Origin of the sequence: Vibrio sp. 99K-1 (genome assembly GCF_013114585.1) — a bacterium.
Classification (GTDB): domain Bacteria; phylum Pseudomonadota; class Gammaproteobacteria; order Enterobacterales; family Vibrionaceae; genus Vibrio; species Vibrio chagasii_B.
In genome coordinates this window covers 78,825-100,774 of the sequence record NZ_VTXF01000016.1, presented here as the reverse complement: position 1 = coordinate 100,774, position 21,950 = coordinate 78,825, and the positions used below count along the sequence as shown (strand labels likewise).

Here is a 21,950-nt window from a genome sequence, read left to right as displayed (position 1 = left end):
TTATGCCCCCTTAAAGGATGCGATAAGCTCTTCATAGAGCCCAAAGAATTGCGCTTTTTTCACAAGCTCAGATCGCTGCATAATGCCGTTAGTGACAAAATCCCCTTTCACGTTTTCACCGAAATGAGCATCGTCGTAACGGAAGCGATAGATCTCTTCCATCACCACGCTATCGCCCTCAAGCCCGACGATTTCTGAGATGCTGGTAATTTTACGGGACCCATCACGCAGCCTATTAACTTGAACAATCATCTGCACGGCACTGACGATCGTTCTACGAATCGCATCTAGAGGCTGATTCAAATTCGCCATCATCACCATAGACTCAACACGGGCAATCGCATCTCTTGGGGTGTTCGCGTGGAGCGTAGACATAGAGCCATCGTGCCCAGTGTTCATTGCTTGCAACATTTCAAATGCTTCAGAGCCACGACACTCACCAAGGATGATTCGATCAGGACGCATACGCAGTGCGTTAATCACCAAGTCTCGCTGGGTGACCGCTCCGGTTTGTTCAACACTGGAGGTTCGCGTTTCAAGTCGAACCAAGTTGGGTTGTTGTAGACGTAATTCAGCGGCATCTTCAATCGTGACGATACGTTCGTCTTCCGCAATGTATTGAGAAAGCGCGTTGAGTAGCGTCGTTTTACCTGAACCCGTACCGCCAGAGATCAAAACATTGATACGACAGCGAGAAGCAATCATCAGTACTCTCGCCATATCTGGAGACATCGAACCGAAGCCGATCAGGTCTTCAAATCCGATGTTCTGCTCTCTGAACTTACGAATGGAGATTGAGGTACCGTCTAATGCAATCGGTGGGATCACAATGTTCACACGGCTGCCATCTTCTAGCCTTGCATCGACCGTAGGAGAGAGCTCATCGACACGTCGTCCAACACGCGAGGCAATACGCTTAGCAATCGCCAATAGTTGCTCTTCATTCACAAACGAGACTTCAGATTTTTTGACCTTGCCATGTCGTTCGAAAAAGATGTTATTTGGCCCGTTCACCATAATATCGGAGATAGACTGATCTTCGACCAAAGGCTGAAGTGGACCAAGACCAAACAGCTCATCGATTAAACTTTTCACCAAACCAGACTTCATCATCGATGTGATGGGTCTTTGGTAACTGTTTGCCAGCAAATCAACCGCGGCTTGGATCTGTGATTCTAGGTCTTTGCGGCTCATTTTCTGAACCGCTTCTGCATCTAATGCCTCAAAGATTTGACCACGAAAAGCGAGATATAAGTCTTTGTTTGAACTCATTTAACACGCACCTTCTTTAACCAAGAATTCATCGCTTTTTGGTCAATCGGCTGTCCATTAATCAGCTTGACCAACTGTTCCATAGAACGACTCACATGACGGTCGTGTTTATGGGCTCGCTTTCCATCGATAATGATGTGCGCCAACGACTTACAATAGTCGACCTCTAGATCAACATTTGCTCCGAGATACTTCGCTAGATCGGGTTTCTGCAACACATAAGCGCCTTGCGGGCGATGGTAGTTGGCAACCATAATGACGCGCGTACGCGATGATAACGTGAGCTGTAAGCTCGCTATCTTTTCAAACAGTCGCTTCGCACTTCTCACTGATGACACCGACGCATCGAACACCAACACGACCACATCAAAGTTTTCTACCAAGAGTTGTGGTTCAACTTTGAAGTCCACCGCGCCAGAAAAGTCTTCGATGATGAAGTTAGTGTTTCTTGCCAACAACTCACACAAGGTTTGGTTGTAATTAAGCACGTCGTTTTGGCTCATATCACCGTCAATGGCGAGCAAACGCAGGTTCTTACGAGCGTTAGTGAGGTAACTCAATGCCCCCTCTTCATCCATTTCATGCAGTGGCGCGGTAAACTCATCAATGGTTCGTGGCTTAAAGTCTTTTAAACCCAGCAACACATCAATGTTGGTGTCAGCATATTGATGATCGACAAGAATGGTGTCTGAGCCTTGTGTCGACAACAGTGACCCGAGCTCAGTAGAGATAAACGACGTGCCCACGCCGCCTTTTGCGCCAACGATTGCAACACGCTTTGCTTTACGTTTCTGACTGACACCAGAGAAGGTTTTTAGGTTCTTACTTACGTGCGTTAAGAAGTCTGCGAACTCCTGCTTATTCACAGGCCAGAACACATAATAGAACCCCATGTCTTTGAGAGAACGAAGCGTTGAAATGGCATCTTCTTTGCCAATCACGACCACGCCTTTATGAGTCGGCAGTTTGCTGGCAAAAGCTTTCGCATCTTCCACCACATTACTCGACTCATTAAGTTCTAGAACCACGATATGACTACTTTGTTGCTCGGTGATTTTGGTGATGCCCGCTGTCGCTTTCACACACGCAGGATCATTCCAACCTTCAAAGCGAAACACTTCCTGAACCAGGTTTAAACACTCTTGTGATTGGTAAAACAACGTACACCCAGCGACACCTGTCGAGGTTGCCTGAACGGGCTTGGCCTTCGTTGTTAATGCTTTCGTTAGATCAAACATTATTGTTCTCCTACCAATCTCGACTTGTACGCGACTTGCTTCAATCTCATCGATTCAACAAAACAATCGGACTGCCTTGCACGAACATGAATCTGTGCTGGTGTACATTCTTGGCTCTTCAATCCCGTTAACGTCACTTGGATATTTAGATCGGTTGGTAATAACTGGGCATGTCGATAAACCACTCTCTGTGGGGCGATGATGTGCGATGGGTACTGTTCAAAGATCCCCTGCAACATCTTCTTGTTAACGGCCGACTTATAATCCACCAAGTAGGTCGCTTCTTTATCCATCGACTCAATCTTATGTATTAAAACGTCGAGTTGCTTGGTGGTTTCTGCACGGCTTTTAATCTCGAACTTAAAGCTGTGATGCTCTTTGTATACAAGGGCTTCAGAACCATGACCGACAAAATATTGTTCAGAAGCACAGCCGAATAGTGAAATCGCAAACAACGCCATCAATACTAGTTTCTTCATTGGATAAATCCTCCTTGCGACAGCAGACGAATCGTTGCATCAGAAGACGTCACCTCTTTACCATCCCATTTGATGTTCAGCCAACGTGCCAATGTCGATGTTTTCTTGATATATGGCAGTTGAATATCTTTCGGCTTCATTGGCTCCACGAGGTTTACGGTGGCTACGATGATCAATTCGGTGCGTTTTCTTTCAGTGGTTGCTTTTCTAAATGCGGCACCAAGAACTGGAATATCGCCCACAAAAGGGATCTTCTGCATTTTTTCCAAGTCAGCACTGCTCATCAAACCACCGAGAACAAAGCTATCTCCATCGGCCAGCTCCACGGTTGTCATGGCACGTCGAGAGGCCAATTGCGGTACTTTTATACCGGCGGCTTCTACGTAACCCTCAACCTCACTCACTTCCGGTGCTAGTTGCATACGGATTTTGTCTTGGCTCAACACTTTGGCCGTCAGGTCCAGCTTGATACCGAACTCTTTAAATGAAATGTTTACGTTACTGCTTGTAGAGACGATAACTGGTACTTCACCGCCAACGAGAAAGCTTGCAGACTCGCCAGACAAGACCGTCAAGTTTGGCTCTGCGAGAACCTCTGCGATTTGGTCATTACCTAACGCCGTGATTAAGGTACTGAGGTTAGCCGCATCAAATTGGTCGAAAACAAACTCACCCACGCTTGAGCCAACGGTACTCCAATCAACACCAACGGTTTGCCCAAACGATTCGGTTACTTGAGCGACCGATATCTTGACATTCACCTGCTGAGTCGTCGCGACTTCAATCCGTTCAATGATCCCTTCCCACGTCATATTGCGGGCAAACACCATGCTTTCCGGTTCTTCATAGTCTGAACTATCAGATTTAAACTCTAGCTTTTGCGTTTTGTCCCATTTCTCCGTTTTTTCTCGACCTAGCAGCGTCGCGACCAAGCGGTAGATGTCGTCACGCGTTGCTTCTGAGTCAACAACGCCACTCACTGCGACTTGCTCTCCCACTGACTGCACCTTGACCTTGGCATCAGGGAAATGGAATTTGAGTTGTCGCCTGATGTCCGTTAAGTTCAGGTCAACAATAATACGGTCTGATAGCAGTACATCGTCATCAACGCCGTAGACAATCAAACGCGATTGACCCACGCTATTGGCAAATACTACAAGGGTATTGTCATTGATTATCTTGTAGTCAACGATACTTGGGTTGTTAATGAACACTTGACCGATTGGGCTTTTAAATTGGATGTGCTGACCATCATTGAGCGTGATAGAACGATCAGCAGCAAAAGTGTTTGTTGTAGAAAGTAAGCCAACAAGCGTTACTAGAATAGAACCAAACAGTGCTCGTTTAACTCGATAGGTAATTATCATCACAAAGCCTCTCTTGGGTTGTTCTCGTTACCACGTAACTCAACAATGCCTGTATAGTTATCGATGATATTGCGTACCTCGGCGAACTCCGGCTGCAAATAGTGTTGACTGCGATAGATTTCGATATGCATGGTTCGTTGCGCAAGCGCGAGTTTTGGTAGTTCATCCGGGCTCACTTCAATAACAACGGTTGTCAGTCCATCTTCTTTACTCGGAGAGCGAGCGGTAATAGAACTGTCACCCGTGTCATCATTTCCGATATTGAGTACCTTGACGTGTTTCAAAAACATCGACGCCTTTACTCCCCTAAAACGCTTTGGCTTATCGATGTTGCCAGCCAAATTGGCGTTAGGTGAGCTCACCGTAAGTACATCGATAAACGAACCCGGTCGGATGTAATCATTAATCAGATTTTTATCGCTGACCTTGAGTGGGTATAACGTCATACCTTCTGTAACTAGAAGGTCAATGTAGCCAGGCTTGCCCGGGCTCACTTGATATTCAGGCAATACAACATCGCCTGCTTTAAGATTTCGATTTAATAGAATGGAAGGTGAAAAGCTGATCTGAGCATCTTCTCTAACACCAAGCGTCAATGCTTCACTGAGAGGCAATTGCTGTTTAACGACACCTTGTGCATTGATTGCATGCCCTTTTTCAAAGCTTTCGGTGCTAATCCAAACCCCAACATGCTTTTCGCTTTTTTCAGCGACCACTTCATCAGTTGTTGTTGGTTTAGGTTCACTTTTGAACAGATCGATAACGCCTAGTGCGCCGATGATTAAGGCAGCAATGGCGACAAGTAATACCAGTCGTGATCTCATAATGTGCTCATATTTTGAGGATTATATATATGGCGTAGATTGAGTTAAAATTGCTAAGTAAAAGCCGATGCTAATAGCGATCCCATATGGAATACCCTCTTGAAAACCAACTTTATTTCTTATTAATTTTTTACTCACTAGATAAGAGATAGCTAAAATACCACCAGAAAAAGCCGTCAGAATAAACACCAATAATAAGTCATTAACAGGGATGGTAAGCGACAAAATAACGACGTATTTAATATCACCCGCCCCAATCCAAATCAGTTTATAAAGAATAAGTCCGATACCTAACATCAGTAAAAAACTCATAATTTGAATATCTAGCGGAGATAAAAAACACTGCAAGAAGAGTAATAGGCACAAGGCGTAATTTTGTATCTTACGATAGAGAAAATCAGTGGCCGACACGTATAAACTCAATACTGCCAAAGTCACTAAATACAATTCATGACTAAAAATAGGGAATACCGCCTAAACTTGGTGAGAATTAATCTTATTTAACATCATAAATTAACTAAGCCAGACCGATGCAAAACATAGGTCTGGCACAAATATCTTTCGATATCATCTACACTAGCCAATAAGGCTTAATGTTAGCTGCTCGCAGTATCAATAGCGGTAGCAACTTGCTCGAATGCACCTTCAAGCTTGCCAATGAAACCGTCTGCACCCACTGCTGTCGTTACTAATACAGCCATTGCCACAGCAATTAGACCATATTCAATCGCAGTTACGCCGCGCTCATCGTTCTTGAATTGAGATAAAAACATGGTTGTTTTCACGTATAGCTTAGTAATCATTATTTATTCCTATAAGGGCTGTTGAAAATTCGTCGCCATTATAATTAGCAGGTCAAAGGTAAGGAAAATAACCCCTATCGACTTTACCAATAAGAAGAACAAAAAATGATCAAAATAAAATACTCTACTACACCAACTATGAAAACAAATCCATATGTAACAACAAGTTACATATGGAATCAGTTCCAAAGATCAATATTTAATTTATTTTATAAACTTGAAAAAGTAAGACTCAGCTCAATATTTTTAGTTATATCGGTCTTATATAACCTTTAGATATAAACAACTTAATAATTTATCAGGCATTATTATTCATTATAAAAATTGTTGAAATACGAAGATCATCACGCTATTGTTCTTCGAATCAGAAAACCATAAAAATTATAATTTCTTTGTGTCAAAAGGTTAGTGGAATCATGAAACTACATTTCGAAAATATTGTTTCGTTCATAGCAGTAGTTGAAGAAGGTTCATTTAGCTCTGCTGCTCGCAAACTTGGAAAATCACAATCGACAGTTAGTACAGCTGTACAAAATCTAGAGTCAGATTTAGGTTTCAATGTATTTAATAGAGAACACTCTAAAGTTTGGTTAACAGAAAAAGGAGAACGCCTCTTCCAATTATCTTTACCTGTGGTGTCGAAATATCGGGACTTGGTGACCGTTGCTCAACAAATGAATATTTCAGACCAAATCGTTTACCGAGTAGGTATCGATCCATTGGTGTTTGATAAAAATGTAAAGAGGACATTACTGGCATTTTCAGAAGCATTCCCAAACGTGGACTTATTGGTCGTCACCAAACCCAGTTTCGTTTTAGGTAACTATATCAATGAAGGTAAGATAGATTTAGCGCTAGGTAACCCCTACCACAAGACAAGTTATGACTTCAACGTAGAGGAGTTATTTCACGTTAACTGCTGGTGGGTGGCTCATAAAGATTTGGGCCCTATAAAGTCTCACGCTCCATCTCAGCGAGTGCTATTAATGGATGGGTGTGAAGAACTGCTTAACTTATCGACTATTGCAGCATATAACCTTTGGCGGCTGGATGATTTAGATACCATCATCGATTTATGTAAGGCTCAAAAAGGCATTGCTTTTTTACCCAGTTTTTTAATCGATAGTCATGTAAAAGATGACAAACTTAAGGTTATTACCGACCACCCTGATTTTTTTGGTAAACGAGTTATTGCTTCCCTTTTCTGGCAAATACATTCTGACTTTAGCTTGTTTAACCAATGGATCAAAAAAGAGCTCAAGTCCAGCACTCACTACCAACAAACATTTATTGCGGATTTAGCTCAATAACGCTGTCTTAAATACTGATAGTCATATCTGGTGAGTAGAGCGCCCTTGGCGAATTACTTAACATTCGCATAGTTCTTGATATAGAACCGAAATAAACCATAGAAAATAAATATAAATTGAAATCCCACATTTTTTTATTGTATAGCTCATTACGTATAAACTAACTTTGTTTATTACCTTTCATTGCTTCGGCTTGATCGATATAAACAGCTTAATCACATTTAATAATCTCCAATGTTTATAAGTAATTTTTGGGGTATTAAAACGTGGATAGCGTTAGATAACACGTATTCAACACGTAGGTAATGAGCTCACTATGGCTTATTTATGCGAGAAGTTAGCAGGTTAAAACTAAGTTGAGGCGCTTAGCGATGCTAAACCACAGAGAAGCGTTCTCGCCACGTTGACGCCCGCTGGCACTTGAGGGTGTGACTTGCAGACTTGAAGCAACAGATGTGGCATTAAAGCAAATCTAAGAACTGTTTATGTAGGTAAGACGAGCGTTAAGTAGAACTAGGCCTGGGTAAATTGGCGAATTTCAGACACAAAAAAGCCCACACTAGGTGTAATGCCGATCAGTTAAGAAATTTGTGAGATCATTTGACCGATCCTCAAAAGGCTTCAGAATCCGATATTAGGAAACTAATATCGGATTTTTTTATGTCTTTAGAAAGCCAACTTGCCAATACTTTTCAGTCGTGTAATACCTTCCATCACTTTGAAAAATACTCTGAAATTCTTAGTCCAGAGCTTATCCAGCAAGGTTTTGAGCAAGCTGGCGTCGCAACCGTTAGAAGAAGACGGTTACCTTTGGAGGCCGTACTTTGGTCCGTTGTTGGAATGAGTCTCTTTCGTCAACAATCTGTTTGGGATATCGCCAACCAACTCGATATTGTCCTTCCAGACAAACAACGCTTTGTTGTCCCAAGTGCTGTTGTTCAAGCGAGACAGAGATTAGGCGAAGAAGGTGTTAAGCAAGTCTTTAAGAAGATGGCTGCGCATAGCTATCAATCGTCTAACTTCGAAACTTGGTGTGGACTAAACCTTCTATCCGTCGATGGTGTCGTTTGGAGAACGACAGATACACCTGAAAATCATCAAGAGTTTAAAGCACAGAGCAATCAATCATCTGAGAATATTTACCCTAAGGTACGTATGGTTTGCTTGATGGAACTTACAAGTCATCAACTAATCGATAGTACATTCTCTGACTATCGCACCAGCGAAATGCGCCTTGCAGAAGAGCTCATTGAACAAACCCCCGATCATTCGCTGACTATTTTTGACAAAGGATACTACTCTCTAGGGCTACTTAATCGCTGGAATAAGGTAGGCAAAGAAAGGCATTGGATGCTTCCTGTGAGAAAAGACTTCCAGTATGAAGTCGTTCATAAATACAGTCAGAGTGACGCTATCGTTGATATAAAAACGACACCTCAGGCAAGAAAGAAGTTCAGTGATCTCCCTGAGACAATAGAAGCAAGGTTAGTGTCGAAAATTATCAAAGGAAAGACATATCAGGTACTTACATCAATGCGCGATGGGTTGCGCTTTCCTGGTGAAGACATCGTAGAGCTTTATCGCTATCGTTGGGAAATCGAATTAGGCTATCGGGAAATGAAGCAAACCTTGCTTGATAGTGAGTATACATTACGAAGTAAGCGCCCAGATATGGTCAAGCAGGAGCTCTGGGGGATTTTGCTCGCCTATAACCTTATAAGACAAGTTATGACAAAGGCTGCGAGTCAATTAGATAGCGTTTGGCCAAATCAATTAAGCTTTACGAGTAGTGCTATGGCTGTGACTCAATACTTCGCGGCTTTACCTTTAACGAGTCCTGGAAAACTTCCCAAACATTATGAAGTATTACTCAAGCAAATATCCATGTTTACCCTGCCACCTCGAAGAGAAGATAGAAGTTACCCTCGTTGGGTGAAACTGAAACCCAAGAAATATGCAACGAACAGAAAAAATGCCAGTCAGCTTAACTGACTGGCATTACACACTAGGTGGGCTTTTTTGCTTGTTCCTAAGAACGAATAATGGTGCGTCCGAGTGAACTCGAATCACCGACCCCCGCCATGTCAAGGCGGTACTCTAACCAACTGAGCTACGGACGCACAATGTTCTTAATCTTCTTTATGACGATTGTGACTAAATCAAAAGCCGCTACTTTGACAAAAAGTAACAGAAGGAATGGTGGGTCCGGGCGAACTCGAATCGCCGACCCCTACCATGTCAAGGTAGTACTCTAACCAACTGAGCTACGGACCCATTCCTTAAGAACGAGGAAGATATTAACGACTGATGTATTGTGGCGCAAGTGGAAATTGCACTTGAATCAACCGTTTGCTCTTATTCGCATCAATACGTTGATTTTTTAGACGTGAAACAGAAATAAACTTGAGTTAGGTCACACTGAGCCTGTGCCCTACTCTTTGTTATTCCTCTTCGACATCGAACACAACATTGTAGTTTTCGGTATAAGTACAGTTCGGTTGACGGCTACAAGTGAAGAAACGTCGTCCTTTGTAGTCACCTTGGCTAGCCAGCTTTATGATCATCGGGCTGCCACACTTCTTACAGAATCGAACCTCCTTGGCAGGCTCGATCAGATCGATATGTGTCGCGAGCAGTCTCTTCAAACGGCTCACTTGGTAACTGTGTTTTACTGAAGCGCCAATAAGCGGCAAACCAGCAGACTTACACACATGGATAAGCAGCTTCTCTCGTTCCACTTTGCCTTTATTTAGCTCTTTACCATTATCAAGCTCGATGATCACGCGCGGTTCCAACGTTCGTGGGTCACAGACCACAAAATCAAAATAGCTACGAGAGATCTTGTTATTCGCGATAAACCAATTCTTCTTGGTGTTCGTTTTCGCAGGCGCCAAAACATTCGACATGTTCACTTTGGCAAACACGACACCGTGAGTGCCAACCGCCGTGGTCAGCGCATTATAAAACGCGGCTTGTTGCATGTTGAGCAACGCCCCTCTCTTTTGATACGCGTGGTCTTTGGTGTCGTCATGTTTAAATACGTACTTCTGGATGAAGTAAAAGAAGACAACAAGCACTACTACAACGATAAATATATTGGTCATTTCTAAGTACAGTTAAGAGAATACGGAGATATAGAGAGTTTGTAGCGTAAGTAGAAAACAACAAACAGGCAAGAAAAACAGAATCAGTTGTTAATGGTAATCACGTGCTTTTAATGATCTCAGCTAGCTAAGTGCTTGTTTGTAAATTTTAGTGCCTCGACACAGCTCAACAATTTGAATATTCTTCTACGATTCAAGCCCTGAATTGATCTAGATCAATTCCCAGCATTTTGTGATCAATTAGCCTAAAAAACGTTAGCCAAATGTTAATAAGGAAATTGATATGGAACTCAAACAAGACCCAAGATGTTATACCGACGTATGTGTAGATGGTAAATGGTTCCACTATGATCACTGTGGGACTCAAGCCTATATGCTCAAAGGTGGATCTTCAGCAGTAATCGAACTTGCTAAAGAGCCAAGCACTGAAGGCGAGCTGGTTGAGATGCTACAAGGTATAGCGAAGTAATCCACCCACCCAGTTACATAGCTAAAGACGCTAATCGCCCCACACCTCTCTTTCACATTTTTGTATCAGCGATAGCAACACTTAAAGCCATTCTATCTAATCAAGATCAGAGTGGCTTTTGTTTATCTTGCGTTTACTGACTACCCGGCCATTTTGTAAAAGCCAACAGGTTATACCAAACTTAATCGCCCTGAAGGCTATAAATGTAAAATTACGAGATAAGTGCAAAATTTAAATCTAAGTTTTCCACTATTGAGCAGTTCAATATATAGAATGATATTTCATATAGAGGTATGCTTTACTCTGATTTCCAGTTAAAGGCTCTCATAGAATGGCTAAGCGCAGTAAGGTCGACACCTGTCGAACTATCCAACTCATCCTCGATACCAGCTGTCACCAATTACTCACAGTCGGATATCAAAATATGTCTTATACCACGCTCAGCCAAGCGACGCAGATATCCAGAACAGGGATTAGCCACCACTTCCCCAAGAAGACTGACTTTCTGATCGCCCTGGAAGGACGATTCTTAAAACTCTTGATTGATCGTTTAGTGATAAATGAAGGAAGCGAAGCATTGGAACGTTCATGGCAGAGAGCACTTCTGAACAGTGAGTTTACCGCGATTCTCAAATTGGTATTTCACCACTCGGTTATCCGTTCTGAACATTGCTCTTTCTCTCAACGCTTGATGGATAACCTCGTTAAGGTGGTTACTTCTCACGTAGGAACACAAGCGAACAAGCAAGTCGAGCGTTTATTGGGCGTTAGCCTTGTACATATTGCCATACACGATAGGACATAGAGAAAAGCCCATTACTTCGCACTTGCTACACAAACCACTCTGTTTCGACCAGATTCTTTTGCTTGGTACAGCGCATCATCGGCGACTTTAAGGTGCTTTTTATAGGTATCGCGATTGAGCTGATCATTCGCAATACTCACCGAAGCGCCAATTGAAGTCGTGATGTCTAAAGGCCCCGACGGCGTATCGATCGGGGTTTGTGCAATCGCCAAGCGGATGATGTCTAACTGCTGCTGTGGGGCCAGAGAGCCAGAAAGCAACAACACAAACTCTTCTCCTCCCCAACGAGCAACCACATCATTTGAGAATAGGTGTTGTTGGATGCGTCTCGCCACTTCCACCAGCACTTGGTCACCGACATCATGTCCATGAGTGTCGTTCACTTGCTTAAAATAGTCTAAGTCCAAGATAGCTAAGCTGGTGCCAAATGAGTTACCGTTAAATGGCGTAGAGCTCGTCAGCAGCTTTTCTAAATAGCGTCTGTTGTACAAACCTGTGAGTTCACACGTGGTAGATTGAGCTAGCAGTGCATCGTTCGTTCTTTGAATTGCTCTCAGTCTCACCATTAATAAAACCGCACTGATACCCACCATGATACCTAACGCCACCACAATACGATTTCTTAGTTGCTGTTTTTCGAGCAATAGCTCGTTGAGGTCTTTCTCAGTATTGAGTAATTCATTCTCTTGAGCAAGCGCCGTGGTTGCATAATCTTGTTCTAAAAGGAAAATGTCACTCTGTCGCTTGTCAAAGAGCAGCGCTTTGTTACCGTGGTAATACTGTTTGAAATAATCCAATGCCGTTTCTAGATCGCCCTTAGATTCGTAGTATTCTCCAAGCGTTTTAAGTGCTAGAACTTTCCAACTACGACTGCCGACTAACTCAAACATGGCAAAAGCTCGCTTTAGGTCATCCAATATCGCTTCGTCTTGGTTGAGGCCTATTTTTGCCAAGGCGCGATTCAGATAACACTGACCGTTCTGTAGCGTGTATTTTTCAATACCGGTTGAAGCAAGGCACTGGTTGGCAACAGTAAGTGCTGCGTTTAAGTTTCCTTCCGCAAGCAGCACTTCACTGTACGCTCTTAGTACGAGTATTTTATATCGATTGCTCACTTTATCGCTGTTGAGCGCTTCTGCCTTTTCATAAGCAATACGACCGTTGATTAAATCACCACTACTTAAGTAACTGAACGATTCGTTGATATAAAGGATGCCAATAGCTTCATCTTCAAATAGACCACTGTCAAAATAGAGCTTTTTGGCTTTTTCTAGAATGCCTAGTGCTTTCGGCCAATCTTCTAAGTAGATGTAAAGCAAAGCCATGTTCGACATGAGCTTGCTGTTATAAATATGCTTAGGGTACTTCTTCCCTAGTTGTAACCCTTTATGGAAGAAATACTGCGCATCTTGAAGGTCATTACGCACATTATTAATTGCACCCGCCGTGTTGTAAGCTTTGACCAATAGCTCATCGTAACGAATCGACTCTGCAATCCCGATAGCGGAACGAATCTGAATTTCAGATGCTGCAAGGTCGCCCTCTTTAAGATATTCAATTGCAGATTCAACCAATGACTGCGATTTCAACCACAACATACCTTCTTGTTCAGCAAGGTTGTTGATCTCGTCTAAATATCCCATCACCGCTTTAGTGTCTTGCTGATGTTGCGCCACGTTCGTCAATATCATAAGACGGTACGCTTTGTAGATGGCCAAGTCTCTTGTTGGATGCAGCCGAGGTAGTTGAGCCAGCGCTTTATCAGCGAATAGGGGATCGCTTCGAGACAAATCGAGAATATGAATTAGCTTTTTTCCATATTCTGTTTTAGAAAGTTCTTTTTCTGGGGTGTAAACAGCGGGTTCGTTGACTTGAGTGTTAGTCAAATCCACATCGTTGATTGGATACAGCAGAAAGAAGCCTAGAACAGCACTCATTGTAACAACAAGCAGGAATGACCCTAATACATTGTTTTTATTCATTTATAAGTGCCATTATCAGTCGCATAGTTCTCTTACTATTTGCGCAGTTTTCTTAGTTTCTGCATAGTTAATTCCGGTTCGCAGTATACCCGAGCAATATACAGATTAAAATGTTGTCAACTTATAGAACTGGATCTTGTTTTTCTCATAATCTGAAATAATCAGGCGGTTTTCTTGATTTAACTCAGGCAATCATCCTACAAAAAGGCGTTATAGTGATTTTCCTGTTCCTATAGCCGTGACTTCTAAGGAAAGAGCGGAAACATAATGAGAATTAACAATGACCCAAATTAATGAACAACGTCTAGTCGACCATTTCTGTGATCTTGTGAAAATCGATAGTGAATCACGCAACGAAAAGGCAATTGCAGAAGCACTCGCTGAGCAGTTAGGCGAACTAGGGTTTGACGTTCACAAACTGGCAGTTCCTGAAGAAGTATCCAATGGCTTCAACATTTACGCGCGTTTAGACGGCACCCTACCGGGTAGCACGGTATTCAGCTGTCACATGGACACAGTAACACCGGGTATCGGCATTGAGCCAATCATCGAAGATGGCATCATCCGTTCAAAGGGCAACACGATCCTTGGCGGCGACGACAAGTCTGGCATTGCGGCTATCATGGAAGCCGTTCGCTGCATTCAAGCTGAAGGTCAGGCACACAAAACAATTGAAATTGCATTCACAGTGTTCGAAGAAGGCGGTTTATTCGGTTCTTTGAACTTCGATATGTCTTACATTCAATCTGAGCACGCTATCGTTCTTGATACAGGCGGCCCAATCGGCACTATCGTAAACGCAGCACCAGGCCAACAAAAAATCGTTGCTACGATCAAAGGTCGCCCTGCTCACGCTGGTCTAGCACCAGAAGAAGGCATCAGTGCAATTCAAGTAGCAGCAGACGCTATCACTAAGATGAACCTACTTCGCATCGATGAAGAAACAACTGCGAACGTGGGTATTGTTGAAGGTGGTCAAGCGACTAACATCGTTATGCCAGAACTAAAAGTGGTTGCTGAAGCGCGCTCTCTTAACGGCGAAAAGCTAACTGCACAAGTTGAACACATGATCTCGACATTCGAAGAAAGCGCAAAGCAATTCGGTGCTGAGGTAGAAATCGAATCAACTCGTGCTTACGATGCATTCGTTATTGCAGACGATCATCCGCACATTCTTTCTATCAAATCGGCATTCGAGAAACTTGGCGTAACCGCAAACACCAAACGCACTGGCGGCGGTAGCGATGCAAACAACTTCAATGCGAAAGGTTTAACTACGGTTAACCTATCTACTGGCATGGCGAAGGTTCACACTACTGAAGAGTACATCGCAGTGAAAGACATGGTTGCTATCACTGAGTTTGTTGTGGCTTACGTAACACAATAATCTTACTTCTAAGCTAGATAAAGAATGTCACCTAGCTAATGTCAAAAAGCCGAGTTCTATAAGACTCGGCTTTTTTGTAGTTCAAATTTGTCTAGAAGTTCGAGGCTAGAACCCCCTGCGCTTCCAGAACTGGCCTTCGTCTTTTGCTACTAGGTCGAATGTCTTGTCTGCGATGATGTTGCCTTTGAGTTCGACCGTCATGCGCCATTTACCAATCTTGTTTGAGACTGGCGCCCAAATGGTGTCGCCTAGGTAGAAATCCCAATCGTTATTGCCGACGTACTCTTCACCATCGAACGGCTCAAGCACTTCGCCTTTGTCAGTTGTGATATCCGGGTGATAAATGCAGTAACGGATTTTTTCGCCTTTGGCTTTTTTGATATTCAAGATATAGCCAAACTCGACGTCGATTTCAGCGTCAACGGTGGTGGTAAACTCTTGTATTTTAGGTAGGTCTTTAGACTTAGAATCCCACGTGGTGTAAATACCGTAAGAAGTCATCTCTACGACGACAGAGCGTTTTGCCATTTCAATCGTTACCTTGGAATTGTTTTGTTAGTTTAATACGAGGGGTTACCCAGTCTATAGAGTGACATCAGAGTAGAGCTACTCTTGCCAATCTCTCGCCATGCGCTTGAGCACTGATGGTTCAATGTCGTGAATAGTGCCGTAGTTCTCTCGGCAAACTTCAATCACTAAATCCGCCTTGTATTTAAGCGCGAGTTGGCGATAAGCCTTCATTTCCCAGTGCTTGATGAAGGTATTCGATACAACGACATCTTTCCCTTTCTTAAGGCCATTTTCAGCGGTGTTTTGGCACCACTCATGGGCCTGTTGTAGCTGTTTGGGGTCAAAACAGTACTCACCTTGCTCATTAACAAAATACATATCAGCTTCGACATGCAAGGCGTCATAAGTTTTTGCTTTTGTTGACTTACCCGAACCTGGCAGCCCTCGAATGAGTATTAACTTCATTGATGTTTTTCGGCTTAAATCAAAAACATGAGTTTATCGTAAATAGTAGAGTGTTGCTCTTATTACTGCCGATATCAGCAATCAATCACACTTGTACATTGTCTATGCATTGTTAAACAGAGGCAATAACCATAAGGCGACTAAGTGCTCTCTTGATAAAAACACAAATAATTTACAACTATCCATTTTGTATATCGACAAGCGCATCAAACTATTATAGATTTAGAAGTATAGACGTCTACATATCTAGCTTAGGGAGAAAGCTGTGCCTATTCGCATTCCAGACCAATTGCCAGCGAGCGATGTTCTTCGTGAAGAAAACATCTTTGTTATGCCGCTATCAAGAGCATCGACACAGGAAATCCGTCCACTTCGAGTCTTGATCCTCAACCTAATGCCGAAGAAGATTGAAACCGAGACTCAATTCTTACGCCTACTATCCAATAGCCCGTTGCAAGTGGATGTTGAGCTGCTTCGAATCGATGATCGTCCAAGTAAAAATACACCGACCGAGCACTTGGATAACTTTTACCGTCAATTTGAGATGGTCAAAAACCGTAACTTTGATGGACTGATCATCACTGGTGCGCCACTGGGCTTGGTTCAGTTTGAAGATGTTATCTACTGGGACCACCTAAAATCCATCATGGAGTGGGCTAACAAGCACGTTACCTCGACTCTCTATGTGTGCTGGGCTGCTCAAGCGGGCCTGAAACTGCTGTATGACTTACCGAAGCGTACTCGTAAAGAGAAGCTGTCTGGCGTTTACAACCACGAGATTCACAACCCTTACCACCCTATTCTTCGTGGTTTTGATGACACCTTCTTAGCGCCACACTCTCGTTATGCGGATTTCTCGCCAGAGTATCTAGCAGAGCATACCGACCTTGATGTGCTTGCAACTTCAGATGTCGCTGGTGTGTATCTAGCATCAACCAAAGACAAGCGAAACGTATTTGTGACTGGTCACCCTGAATACGATGCACATACACTTCACAATGAATACATCCGTGATTTAGGTGAAGGCATGGAGCCAGTCATCCCTATCAACTACTACCCGAACAATAACCCAGACAACAAACCGGTCGCGAGCTGGCGCAGCCACGGTCACTTACTGTTCTCAAACTGGCTAAACTACTGCGTTTACCAACAAACGCCTTACGATTTGGATCACTTCAGCGAAGAGAACTTCACCAAAGACGATTAACTATTCGCTATTTAGTCAGTAAAAGAAAGCTGCGTACAATAAACTGTTGATTCGTTTAACGATGAAAACAAGCCAGTTGTACGCAGTTTTTTTATGGAGAGTGGGTCGCATTCCACCATAGATTTACCACCTTATGCTTATCAATTTCATATGATTGTCTGGTGTTCATAAGGAGCTTCACATGTCTGCCAAGTCATTGTTTTCAAATCCCCTATTCTCAGCTCTGATTGCATCTCTCTCATTGGTTGGCTGTGTCTCTGTAACAGAGGGACCACCGAAAATAGAAAGCGACCCGATTGCGATGTCGGAATCTCGCATTGAATTAGGTTTGGGTTACATGGGTCAAGGCAATATGGTCAGGGCTCGTGAAAACCTAGAGCTTGCTATCAAACACGCGCCAAGCTACTACCGCGCTCGACTCTCTATGGCACATTATTATGAACAAGTGGGCGAAGTAGACGAAGCAAGATCAACCTACCGAAAAGCGCTGAGCCTCGATTCGAGAAACGGGAATGTATTGAATAACTACGGTACGTTTTTGTGTAAACAAGGCGAGTATGAGCAGGCAGATAAGTACTTTAACCGTGCCATCGATCAGCCCTATTATTATCTAGTATCTGCCAGCTATGAGAATGCGGGGTTTTGTGCTTTTAAGGCAGGTAATACAGAACAAGCCAAGTACTACTTTACCCGCGCCATTGACCATGACCCGAACCGGGTAAAGTCGATGTTGCAGCTATCCAAGATCGAAGTGAGTGAAGCCGATTACAACGACGCTAGGCTTCGCCTGTTCAAGTTCCACCAACGATATGGCTATCAAGTTCCATCGCTTCAAATATTAATCGACCTCGAGCAGAAAGCAGGAAACCACGCGCTTGAGAAGAAGTACCAAAGTAAATTGGATGAATTGCTCTCTGCTTAGGCACTCAAAAATATAAAACGGGCTTGTTGAATGAACAACAAGCCCGTTTTTATTTAAGAAAGTTAACGTGACTCTCTAACTTTGAAGTGTGAACCGTTATTTAAGCGCGATCCACTCTTGTCTTTGCGCGTCGTCCATAAAGGTCCATGCTACAAAGCGGCTCACTTTCTGGCCTTGAGACATCTCAACCACTTTCACTTGTTTCGCTCTCAGCTTGCCTAGCTCAGAACGAATCATATCGACGTTGTCTTTCTTCGAAATCAGCGTTGTGAACCACAGCACTTGCGTTGCAAACAATTGGCTCTCTCTTGCCATTTTCATGATGAATGCCGCTTCACCACCTGGACACCATAACTCTGCTTTTTGGCCACCAAAATTTAAGGTTGGCTTATTTTGCTTAGCTTTTTTCGATTCAGGTTTGAACGTTTGGCCTGCTTTCTTAGCTCGATTTGCCGCTAGGTTGTCTAATTTACGCTGTGATCCCTTTTCAGCTTCTTCTAGAGAGCTATGGAATGGAGGGTTACAAATAGTGACATCGTAACGCTCATTATCCTTGATCACACCCTTAAAGATAGATTCAGAGTCCGCTTGCAAACGTGCTTTGATCTTACCTTTTAAATTAACGTTACTTTCAGCAATGAAATTCGCAGCTTTCACTGACACAGGGTCAACATCGCTACCCGTGAAACGCCATTTGTATTCCGTGGTACCGATAATTGGGTAGATGCAGTTAGCACCAACACCGATGTCTAGCGCTTTCACTGACTGATGGTTGTAAGCTTCACCTTGACCATCGCTATTAAGGATGTCTGCCACTCTGTGGATGTAATCTGCTCGACCAGGAATTGGCGGACATAAATAACCAGCAGGAATATCCCAGTGCTTAACACCATAGTGATGCGCCAGTAGCGCCTTATTGAGTAGTTTAACCGCTAGTGGATCAGAGAAATTGATCGTGTCTTCGCCTACTGGATTCTTAACTAAGTGTGATTTTAGCTCTGGTAAAGCAGCGACCAATAAATCAAAGTCGTAACGTCCTGAATGTTGGTTTCTTGGGTGTAAACCCGCAGCTGGCTTTACGGTATTCTTATTGCGTGATGCACCACCAGTGCGCTTCGATCCAGCTGGCTTTTGAGAGCCGCTCGATCTTTTGGGTGCGTTCTTATTAGAAGTGCCTTTTTTAAAAGGAGCTTTGCCCTTCCCGCCTTTATTGTTGCTTGGTTTCGCAGAAGCTCGCTTAGCTTTGTTCTGTCCAGTCGCTTTTGAATCCGCACTGTTACGGTTTTTATCAGAAGCACTGTTTTTTGATAGGCTTAGCGTGGTTCTTTTTTGTGATTGGCTCATTGGGCTACTTCTTTAAATCTAAATAAATCATGAACAAACGGGCATCCAACTCTAATTGATGATATTCCGGTTCCATGTGACAGCATAGTTGGTAAAAGGCTTTGTCGTGGTCTTTCTCTTTGATGTGCGCCAGTTCATGTACCACCAGCATTCTCAACAAAGGCTCAGGGGCATTACGAAATATACTGGCGATACGAATCTCATTCTTCGATTTGATCTTGCCACCGTGGTTCTTGGCGACATAAGAGTGCAAACCTAATGCATTGTTGATTAGGTGAATCTTGCCATCATAAATCACTTTACTAATGGGTGGTGTTTTCTTCATATAGCGATTTTTAATCTCAATCGCATAATCAAACAGGGCTTTCTCGCTTTTTATTTCATGATTCTTTGGGTAACGAGCTTCAAACCACGGCACCAATTTACCTGACTCAACAAGCTGAGTAACAGGATCGATAATGTGTTTAGGATAGCCTTGAATGTAGCGTAATGAAGGATGCATGCTGAAAGACCGTACAAGTTGCGTCACATCAAAACGTTGTGACGTCGAAAATTGAGCCGCATAGTGTAACTGATCACACTTTTCTAATCACCTAGGATTCGTTACACTTTAACGAGATTCACCAAGAGCTAGACTCAAAAAGAGACTGTAAAGATGAAACGTGTTGTATTGTACGTGGCAGACAAATGCCCGCACTGTAAAGATGCCCAAAGATATTTGGACTCTAAGAAGATTGTTTACCGCTTAACGAATGCGAAGATGCAACGCGGCCGTAAAGAATTACAAGCGATGGGCGCTCGCTCTATCCCAGTGCTTAAAATCGGTGACCAAATTATGGTCGGATGGAACCAAAAGAACTTCGATAAGATGTATAACTCAAAAAACACTTAACACTATTTAAGTTGCTATACCTCTTTACAACAAAGCCCGAATATCTCACCTAAGATATTCGGGCTTTGTGTTATCAGTATCGGAAACCAAGGTCTACCTTTCCCTTTTCGCCACTATCCTTTTACCTTCAGAACGCCACTACAAGACGCGCATCTGTATTTCTCTTTTATACCGAGAACTTTGTCGACTGATGTTCTGCGAACTCTAATGAGCCTTCGTTCTTTACACTTACATTTCATGGAGCTAGGGTTGCCTAATTGATTAATTTAAAGGCAGATAATATCTCCCAGTCACCACTTGTTAACCATATTGTAGGGCACACATTTTTCACAGAATAATATAATCGACGATTTAATTTTCAAACGGGCTCATTACTCTTATCTCAATACCTAGCCCTTTATTTTAAAGACAGTATCGCACTTGCTGCATTTATATCGACCCTTGATTCCTAACACTCGGTCGAGAAACGTTCTACGAATTCGTATTAACGTTTGCTCCTTACACCCACATTTCATAGTCCCTCACTACCTACTCAAAAAGTACTAGTATTATTTAACGGGCATGCATACCAAGTAAATTAGAAACTGTTAATATCCGCGTCACACATGGTGATTTGCGTCGCATAATGCCATGAAAAATGTGATGTTAGTCCCAAGTATTTGTGGGGGTTAATATGTTACTAATCACACATATTGTTTAACGAAGTCGATAAAGGTTCTGTCAGCCTTAGACAGATAGCCCTCTTTTCGCCACGCCAAAGATAGATTAAGTTTTACTGGGTCTTTAAATGACACACCAACAACGTCTTCTTCATACTCTGTCACCAAGCTAAGCAGTGCGGTAATGGCGAACTCCCTTTTTACTATGGATAGAATCATGGGTAGTAAGTTAGTCTCGAAGGCGATGGTCATATCTAAATCGTATTTTTTACAAGTCGCATCAATAAAGTCACGATGGAAATACCCTGATTTGAACATGATCAACTCTTGTTCAAAAAACTCTTCAAAGGTAATAGATGGCTGTAATGCTAACGGATGTTCTTTGCCGACAACGGCTAACATTTCAGAGCTAAGCAAGTGGTCAGTTTCTAGGTCATCCGGTACATTTTCATGATTGATAACACCAATGTCGAGTTCACCGTTCAATAGCATTTCACGAATCGATGCAGTGCCCGCATCAATCAACGTCAACTTCAGGTTAGGGTACTGGCTTTTGAACGCCATCACGACTTGTGGAAAGAAGTAGCTCCCCATCATGCTTGGGGCTCCCAAACGCACTTCGCCTTTTTCTAAACCTTTCAATTCGTTCATCGCCAGCTCTGCATCATCAAACTGTTGGGCGATTCGCTTGGCATGCTCAAACAGTACCTTTCCTTCCTCCGTCAAAGTGACCGATTTATCTCCGCGTCGGAACAAAATCAAATCAAGTGTTTGCTCGAGTTTTTTAATGGATATGCTCAAGGCAGGTTGAGCGATATGTAAGGCTTTGGCCGCTTGGGTAAAATTCCCAAACTGTGCAACGGCGAGAAAATGGCGAAGCGGTTTTGATTCAAGCATATCGATATATTAAA

Annotated in this window: 22 protein-coding genes and 2 tRNA genes; 8 read left to right on the top strand and 16 right to left on the bottom strand. The window is 42.9% G+C overall.

Annotated elements, in window-relative coordinates; genetic code table 11:
* The 7 genes from F0228_RS14085 to F0228_RS14055 all read right to left on the bottom strand — a co-directional run bounded on the left by F0228_RS14085 (window position 1) and on the right by F0228_RS14055 (window position 5,983).
* Window positions 1–1,272: a CpaF family protein gene (locus F0228_RS14085; protein ID WP_061031447.1), complete on the bottom strand. Its 1,272-nt coding sequence runs from the start codon at window positions 1,270–1,272 to the stop codon at window positions 1–3.
* Entirely contained in the window at window positions 1,269–2,510 is a 1,242-nt protein-coding gene (locus tag F0228_RS14080; RefSeq protein ID WP_116870461.1) for a chromosome partitioning protein ParA, read from the bottom strand. The genes F0228_RS14085 and F0228_RS14080 overlap by 4 nt, the downstream gene beginning before the upstream one ends.
* A complete protein-coding gene (locus F0228_RS14075) occupies window positions 2,510–2,989 on the bottom strand; it encodes a hypothetical protein (protein ID WP_137407758.1) in 480 nt (159 codons plus the stop codon). Before F0228_RS14075 ends, F0228_RS14080 begins: the two co-directional genes overlap by 1 nt.
* Complete coding sequence (locus tag F0228_RS14070) at window positions 2,986–4,356, bottom strand: pilus assembly protein N-terminal domain-containing protein (RefSeq protein ID WP_171762368.1); 1,371 nt, start codon at window positions 4,354–4,356, stop codon at window positions 2,986–2,988. Before F0228_RS14070 ends, F0228_RS14075 begins: the two co-directional genes overlap by 4 nt.
* On the bottom strand, window positions 4,356–5,180 hold the full coding sequence (locus tag F0228_RS14065) for an RcpC/CpaB family pilus assembly protein (RefSeq protein WP_008217605.1): 825 nt from the start codon (window positions 5,178–5,180) through the stop codon (window positions 4,356–4,358). The genes F0228_RS14070 and F0228_RS14065 overlap by 1 nt, the downstream gene beginning before the upstream one ends.
* Before the next feature lie 21 nt (window positions 5,181–5,201).
* Complete coding sequence (locus F0228_RS14060) at window positions 5,202–5,627, bottom strand: prepilin peptidase (protein WP_171762352.1); 426 nt, start codon at window positions 5,625–5,627, stop codon at window positions 5,202–5,204.
* A gap of 149 nt (window positions 5,628–5,776) precedes the next feature.
* The gene (locus F0228_RS14055) at window positions 5,777–5,983 is read right to left on the bottom strand and encodes a Flp family type IVb pilin (RefSeq protein WP_061031451.1); all 207 of its coding nucleotides are present in this window, start codon (window positions 5,981–5,983) and stop codon (window positions 5,777–5,779) included.
* A gap of 416 nt (window positions 5,984–6,399) precedes the next feature.
* Between F0228_RS14055 and F0228_RS14050 the strand changes: the two genes are divergently transcribed.
* The gene (locus F0228_RS14050) at window positions 6,400–7,293 is read left to right on the top strand and encodes a LysR family transcriptional regulator (RefSeq protein ID WP_116870458.1); all 894 of its coding nucleotides are present in this window, start codon (window positions 6,400–6,402) and stop codon (window positions 7,291–7,293) included.
* Between the two features lie 660 nt (window positions 7,294–7,953).
* Window positions 7,954–9,285 carry an IS4 family transposase gene (locus tag F0228_RS14045; protein ID WP_171762351.1) on the top strand — a complete coding sequence of 444 codons (1,332 nt, stop codon included), beginning with the start codon at window positions 7,954–7,956 and terminating at the stop codon, window positions 9,283–9,285.
* A gap of 51 nt (window positions 9,286–9,336) precedes the next feature.
* On the opposite strand, the gene F0228_RS14040 is transcribed toward F0228_RS14045, so the two are convergent.
* The 3 genes from F0228_RS14040 to F0228_RS14030 form a co-directional block, all read right to left on the bottom strand.
* A tRNA-Val gene (locus F0228_RS14040) sits at window positions 9,337–9,413 on the bottom strand.
* Window positions 9,414–9,490: 77 nt separating this feature from the next.
* Window positions 9,491–9,567, bottom strand: a tRNA-Val gene (locus tag F0228_RS14035).
* Between the two features lie 167 nt (window positions 9,568–9,734).
* The gene (locus F0228_RS14030; protein WP_171762350.1) at window positions 9,735–10,397 is read right to left on the bottom strand and encodes a DUF2726 domain-containing protein; all 663 of its coding nucleotides are present in this window, start codon (window positions 10,395–10,397) and stop codon (window positions 9,735–9,737) included.
* A 283-nt stretch (window positions 10,398–10,680) separates the two neighbouring features.
* Here F0228_RS14030 and F0228_RS14025 point away from each other — a divergent pair, with 283 nt between their 5' ends.
* Both F0228_RS14025 and F0228_RS14020 read left to right on the top strand, forming a co-directional pair.
* Window positions 10,681–10,866 (top strand): hypothetical protein, encoded by a 186-nt coding sequence (locus F0228_RS14025; RefSeq protein ID WP_171730631.1) that lies wholly within the window; start codon window positions 10,681–10,683, stop codon window positions 10,864–10,866.
* A 331-nt stretch (window positions 10,867–11,197) separates the two neighbouring features.
* Complete coding sequence (locus F0228_RS14020) at window positions 11,198–11,671, top strand: TetR family transcriptional regulator (RefSeq protein ID WP_116870457.1); 474 nt, start codon at window positions 11,198–11,200, stop codon at window positions 11,669–11,671.
* A gap of 11 nt (window positions 11,672–11,682) precedes the next feature.
* On the opposite strand, the gene F0228_RS14015 is transcribed toward F0228_RS14020, so the two are convergent.
* Complete coding sequence (locus tag F0228_RS14015; protein ID WP_171762349.1) at window positions 11,683–13,653, bottom strand: GGDEF domain-containing protein; 1,971 nt, start codon at window positions 13,651–13,653, stop codon at window positions 11,683–11,685.
* 280 nt (window positions 13,654–13,933) lie between these two features.
* On the opposite strand from F0228_RS14015, the gene F0228_RS14010 reads away from it, so the two are divergent.
* The gene (locus tag F0228_RS14010; protein ID WP_116870455.1) at window positions 13,934–15,040 is read left to right on the top strand and encodes a M20/M25/M40 family metallo-hydrolase; all 1,107 of its coding nucleotides are present in this window, start codon (window positions 13,934–13,936) and stop codon (window positions 15,038–15,040) included.
* Between the two features lie 105 nt (window positions 15,041–15,145).
* On the opposite strand, the gene F0228_RS14005 is transcribed toward F0228_RS14010, so the two are convergent.
* Together F0228_RS14005 and F0228_RS14000 are read right to left on the bottom strand one after the other, a co-directional pair.
* Window positions 15,146–15,568, bottom strand: coding sequence for a DUF3859 domain-containing protein (locus tag F0228_RS14005; RefSeq protein ID WP_105057028.1), 423 nt, complete (start codon window positions 15,566–15,568; stop codon window positions 15,146–15,148).
* A gap of 78 nt (window positions 15,569–15,646) precedes the next feature.
* Window positions 15,647–16,015 carry an ATP-binding protein gene (locus tag F0228_RS14000; protein ID WP_008217580.1) on the bottom strand — a complete coding sequence of 123 codons (369 nt, stop codon included), beginning with the start codon at window positions 16,013–16,015 and terminating at the stop codon, window positions 15,647–15,649.
* 265 nt (window positions 16,016–16,280) lie between these two features.
* On the opposite strand from F0228_RS14000, the gene metA reads away from it, so the two are divergent.
* Both metA and pilW read left to right on the top strand, forming a co-directional pair.
* Window positions 16,281–17,222 carry a homoserine O-succinyltransferase gene (gene metA / locus F0228_RS13995; RefSeq protein ID WP_171762348.1) on the top strand — a complete coding sequence of 314 codons (942 nt, stop codon included), beginning with the start codon at window positions 16,281–16,283 and terminating at the stop codon, window positions 17,220–17,222.
* 181 nt (window positions 17,223–17,403) lie between these two features.
* On the top strand, window positions 17,404–18,144 hold the full coding sequence (gene pilW, locus F0228_RS13990) for a type IV pilus biogenesis/stability protein PilW (RefSeq protein ID WP_171762347.1): 741 nt from the start codon (window positions 17,404–17,406) through the stop codon (window positions 18,142–18,144).
* A 96-nt stretch (window positions 18,145–18,240) separates the two neighbouring features.
* Here the strand turns inward: pilW and rlmF are convergent, their stop codons facing one another.
* Entirely contained in the window at window positions 18,241–19,488 is a 1,248-nt protein-coding gene (gene rlmF, locus F0228_RS13985; protein WP_171762346.1) for a 23S rRNA (adenine(1618)-N(6))-methyltransferase RlmF, read from the bottom strand.
* A gap of 4 nt (window positions 19,489–19,492) precedes the next feature.
* Entirely contained in the window at window positions 19,493–19,990 is a 498-nt protein-coding gene (locus F0228_RS13980; protein WP_105057025.1) for a M48 family metallopeptidase, read from the bottom strand.
* 153 nt (window positions 19,991–20,143) lie between these two features.
* Here F0228_RS13980 and F0228_RS13975 point away from each other — a divergent pair, with 153 nt between their 5' ends.
* Complete coding sequence (locus F0228_RS13975) at window positions 20,144–20,380, top strand: glutaredoxin family protein (RefSeq protein ID WP_004741645.1); 237 nt, start codon at window positions 20,144–20,146, stop codon at window positions 20,378–20,380.
* A 683-nt stretch (window positions 20,381–21,063) separates the two neighbouring features.
* Here F0228_RS13975 and F0228_RS13970 read toward each other — a convergent pair.
* The gene (locus F0228_RS13970) at window positions 21,064–21,936 is read right to left on the bottom strand and encodes a LysR substrate-binding domain-containing protein (protein ID WP_171762345.1); all 873 of its coding nucleotides are present in this window, start codon (window positions 21,934–21,936) and stop codon (window positions 21,064–21,066) included.
* Window positions 21,937–21,950 lie beyond the last annotated feature (14 nt).

Bases quoted from the DNA above. Each gene is read 5' to 3' on its own strand.
- F0228_RS14030 (WP_171762350.1), bottom strand. From the start codon at position 10,397: ATGACCAATATATTTATCGTTGTAGTAGTGCTTGTTGTCTTCTTTTAC.
- F0228_RS13970 (WP_171762345.1), bottom strand. From the start codon at position 21,936: ATGCTTGAATCAAAACCGCTTCGCCATTTTCTCGCCGTTGCACAGTTT.
- F0228_RS14070 (WP_171762368.1), bottom strand. From the start codon at position 4,356: ATGATAATTACCTATCGAGTTAAACGAGCACTGTTTGGTTCTATTCTA.
- F0228_RS14025 (WP_171730631.1), top strand. From the start codon at position 10,681: ATGGAACTCAAACAAGACCCAAGATGTTATACCGACGTATGTGTAGAT.
- F0228_RS14045 (WP_171762351.1), top strand. From the start codon at position 7,954: ATGTCTTTAGAAAGCCAACTTGCCAATACTTTTCAGTCGTGTAATACC.
- rlmF (WP_171762346.1), bottom strand. From the start codon at position 19,488: ATGAGCCAATCACAAAAAAGAACCACGCTAAGCCTATCAAAAAACAGT.
- F0228_RS14080 (WP_116870461.1), bottom strand. From the start codon at position 2,510: ATGTTTGATCTAACGAAAGCATTAACAACGAAGGCCAAGCCCGTTCAG.
- F0228_RS14055 (WP_061031451.1), bottom strand. From the start codon at position 5,983: ATGATTACTAAGCTATACGTGAAAACAACCATGTTTTTATCTCAATTC.
- F0228_RS14005 (WP_105057028.1), bottom strand. From the start codon at position 15,568: ATGGCAAAACGCTCTGTCGTCGTAGAGATGACTTCTTACGGTATTTAC.
- F0228_RS14065 (WP_008217605.1), bottom strand. From the start codon at position 5,180: ATGAGATCACGACTGGTATTACTTGTCGCCATTGCTGCCTTAATCATC.
- F0228_RS14010 (WP_116870455.1), top strand. From the start codon at position 13,934: ATGACCCAAATTAATGAACAACGTCTAGTCGACCATTTCTGTGATCTT.
- F0228_RS14000 (WP_008217580.1), bottom strand. From the start codon at position 16,015: ATGAAGTTAATACTCATTCGAGGGCTGCCAGGTTCGGGTAAGTCAACA.
- F0228_RS14085 (WP_061031447.1), bottom strand. From the start codon at position 1,272: ATGAGTTCAAACAAAGACTTATATCTCGCTTTTCGTGGTCAAATCTTT.
- F0228_RS13975 (WP_004741645.1), top strand. From the start codon at position 20,144: ATGAAACGTGTTGTATTGTACGTGGCAGACAAATGCCCGCACTGTAAA.
- F0228_RS14050 (WP_116870458.1), top strand. From the start codon at position 6,400: ATGAAACTACATTTCGAAAATATTGTTTCGTTCATAGCAGTAGTTGAA.
- pilW (WP_171762347.1), top strand. From the start codon at position 17,404: ATGTCTGCCAAGTCATTGTTTTCAAATCCCCTATTCTCAGCTCTGATT.
- F0228_RS14020 (WP_116870457.1), top strand. From the start codon at position 11,198: ATGGCTAAGCGCAGTAAGGTCGACACCTGTCGAACTATCCAACTCATC.
- F0228_RS13980 (WP_105057025.1), bottom strand. From the start codon at position 19,990: ATGCATCCTTCATTACGCTACATTCAAGGCTATCCTAAACACATTATC.
- F0228_RS14015 (WP_171762349.1), bottom strand. From the start codon at position 13,653: ATGAATAAAAACAATGTATTAGGGTCATTCCTGCTTGTTGTTACAATG.
- F0228_RS14075 (WP_137407758.1), bottom strand. From the start codon at position 2,989: ATGAAGAAACTAGTATTGATGGCGTTGTTTGCGATTTCACTATTCGGC.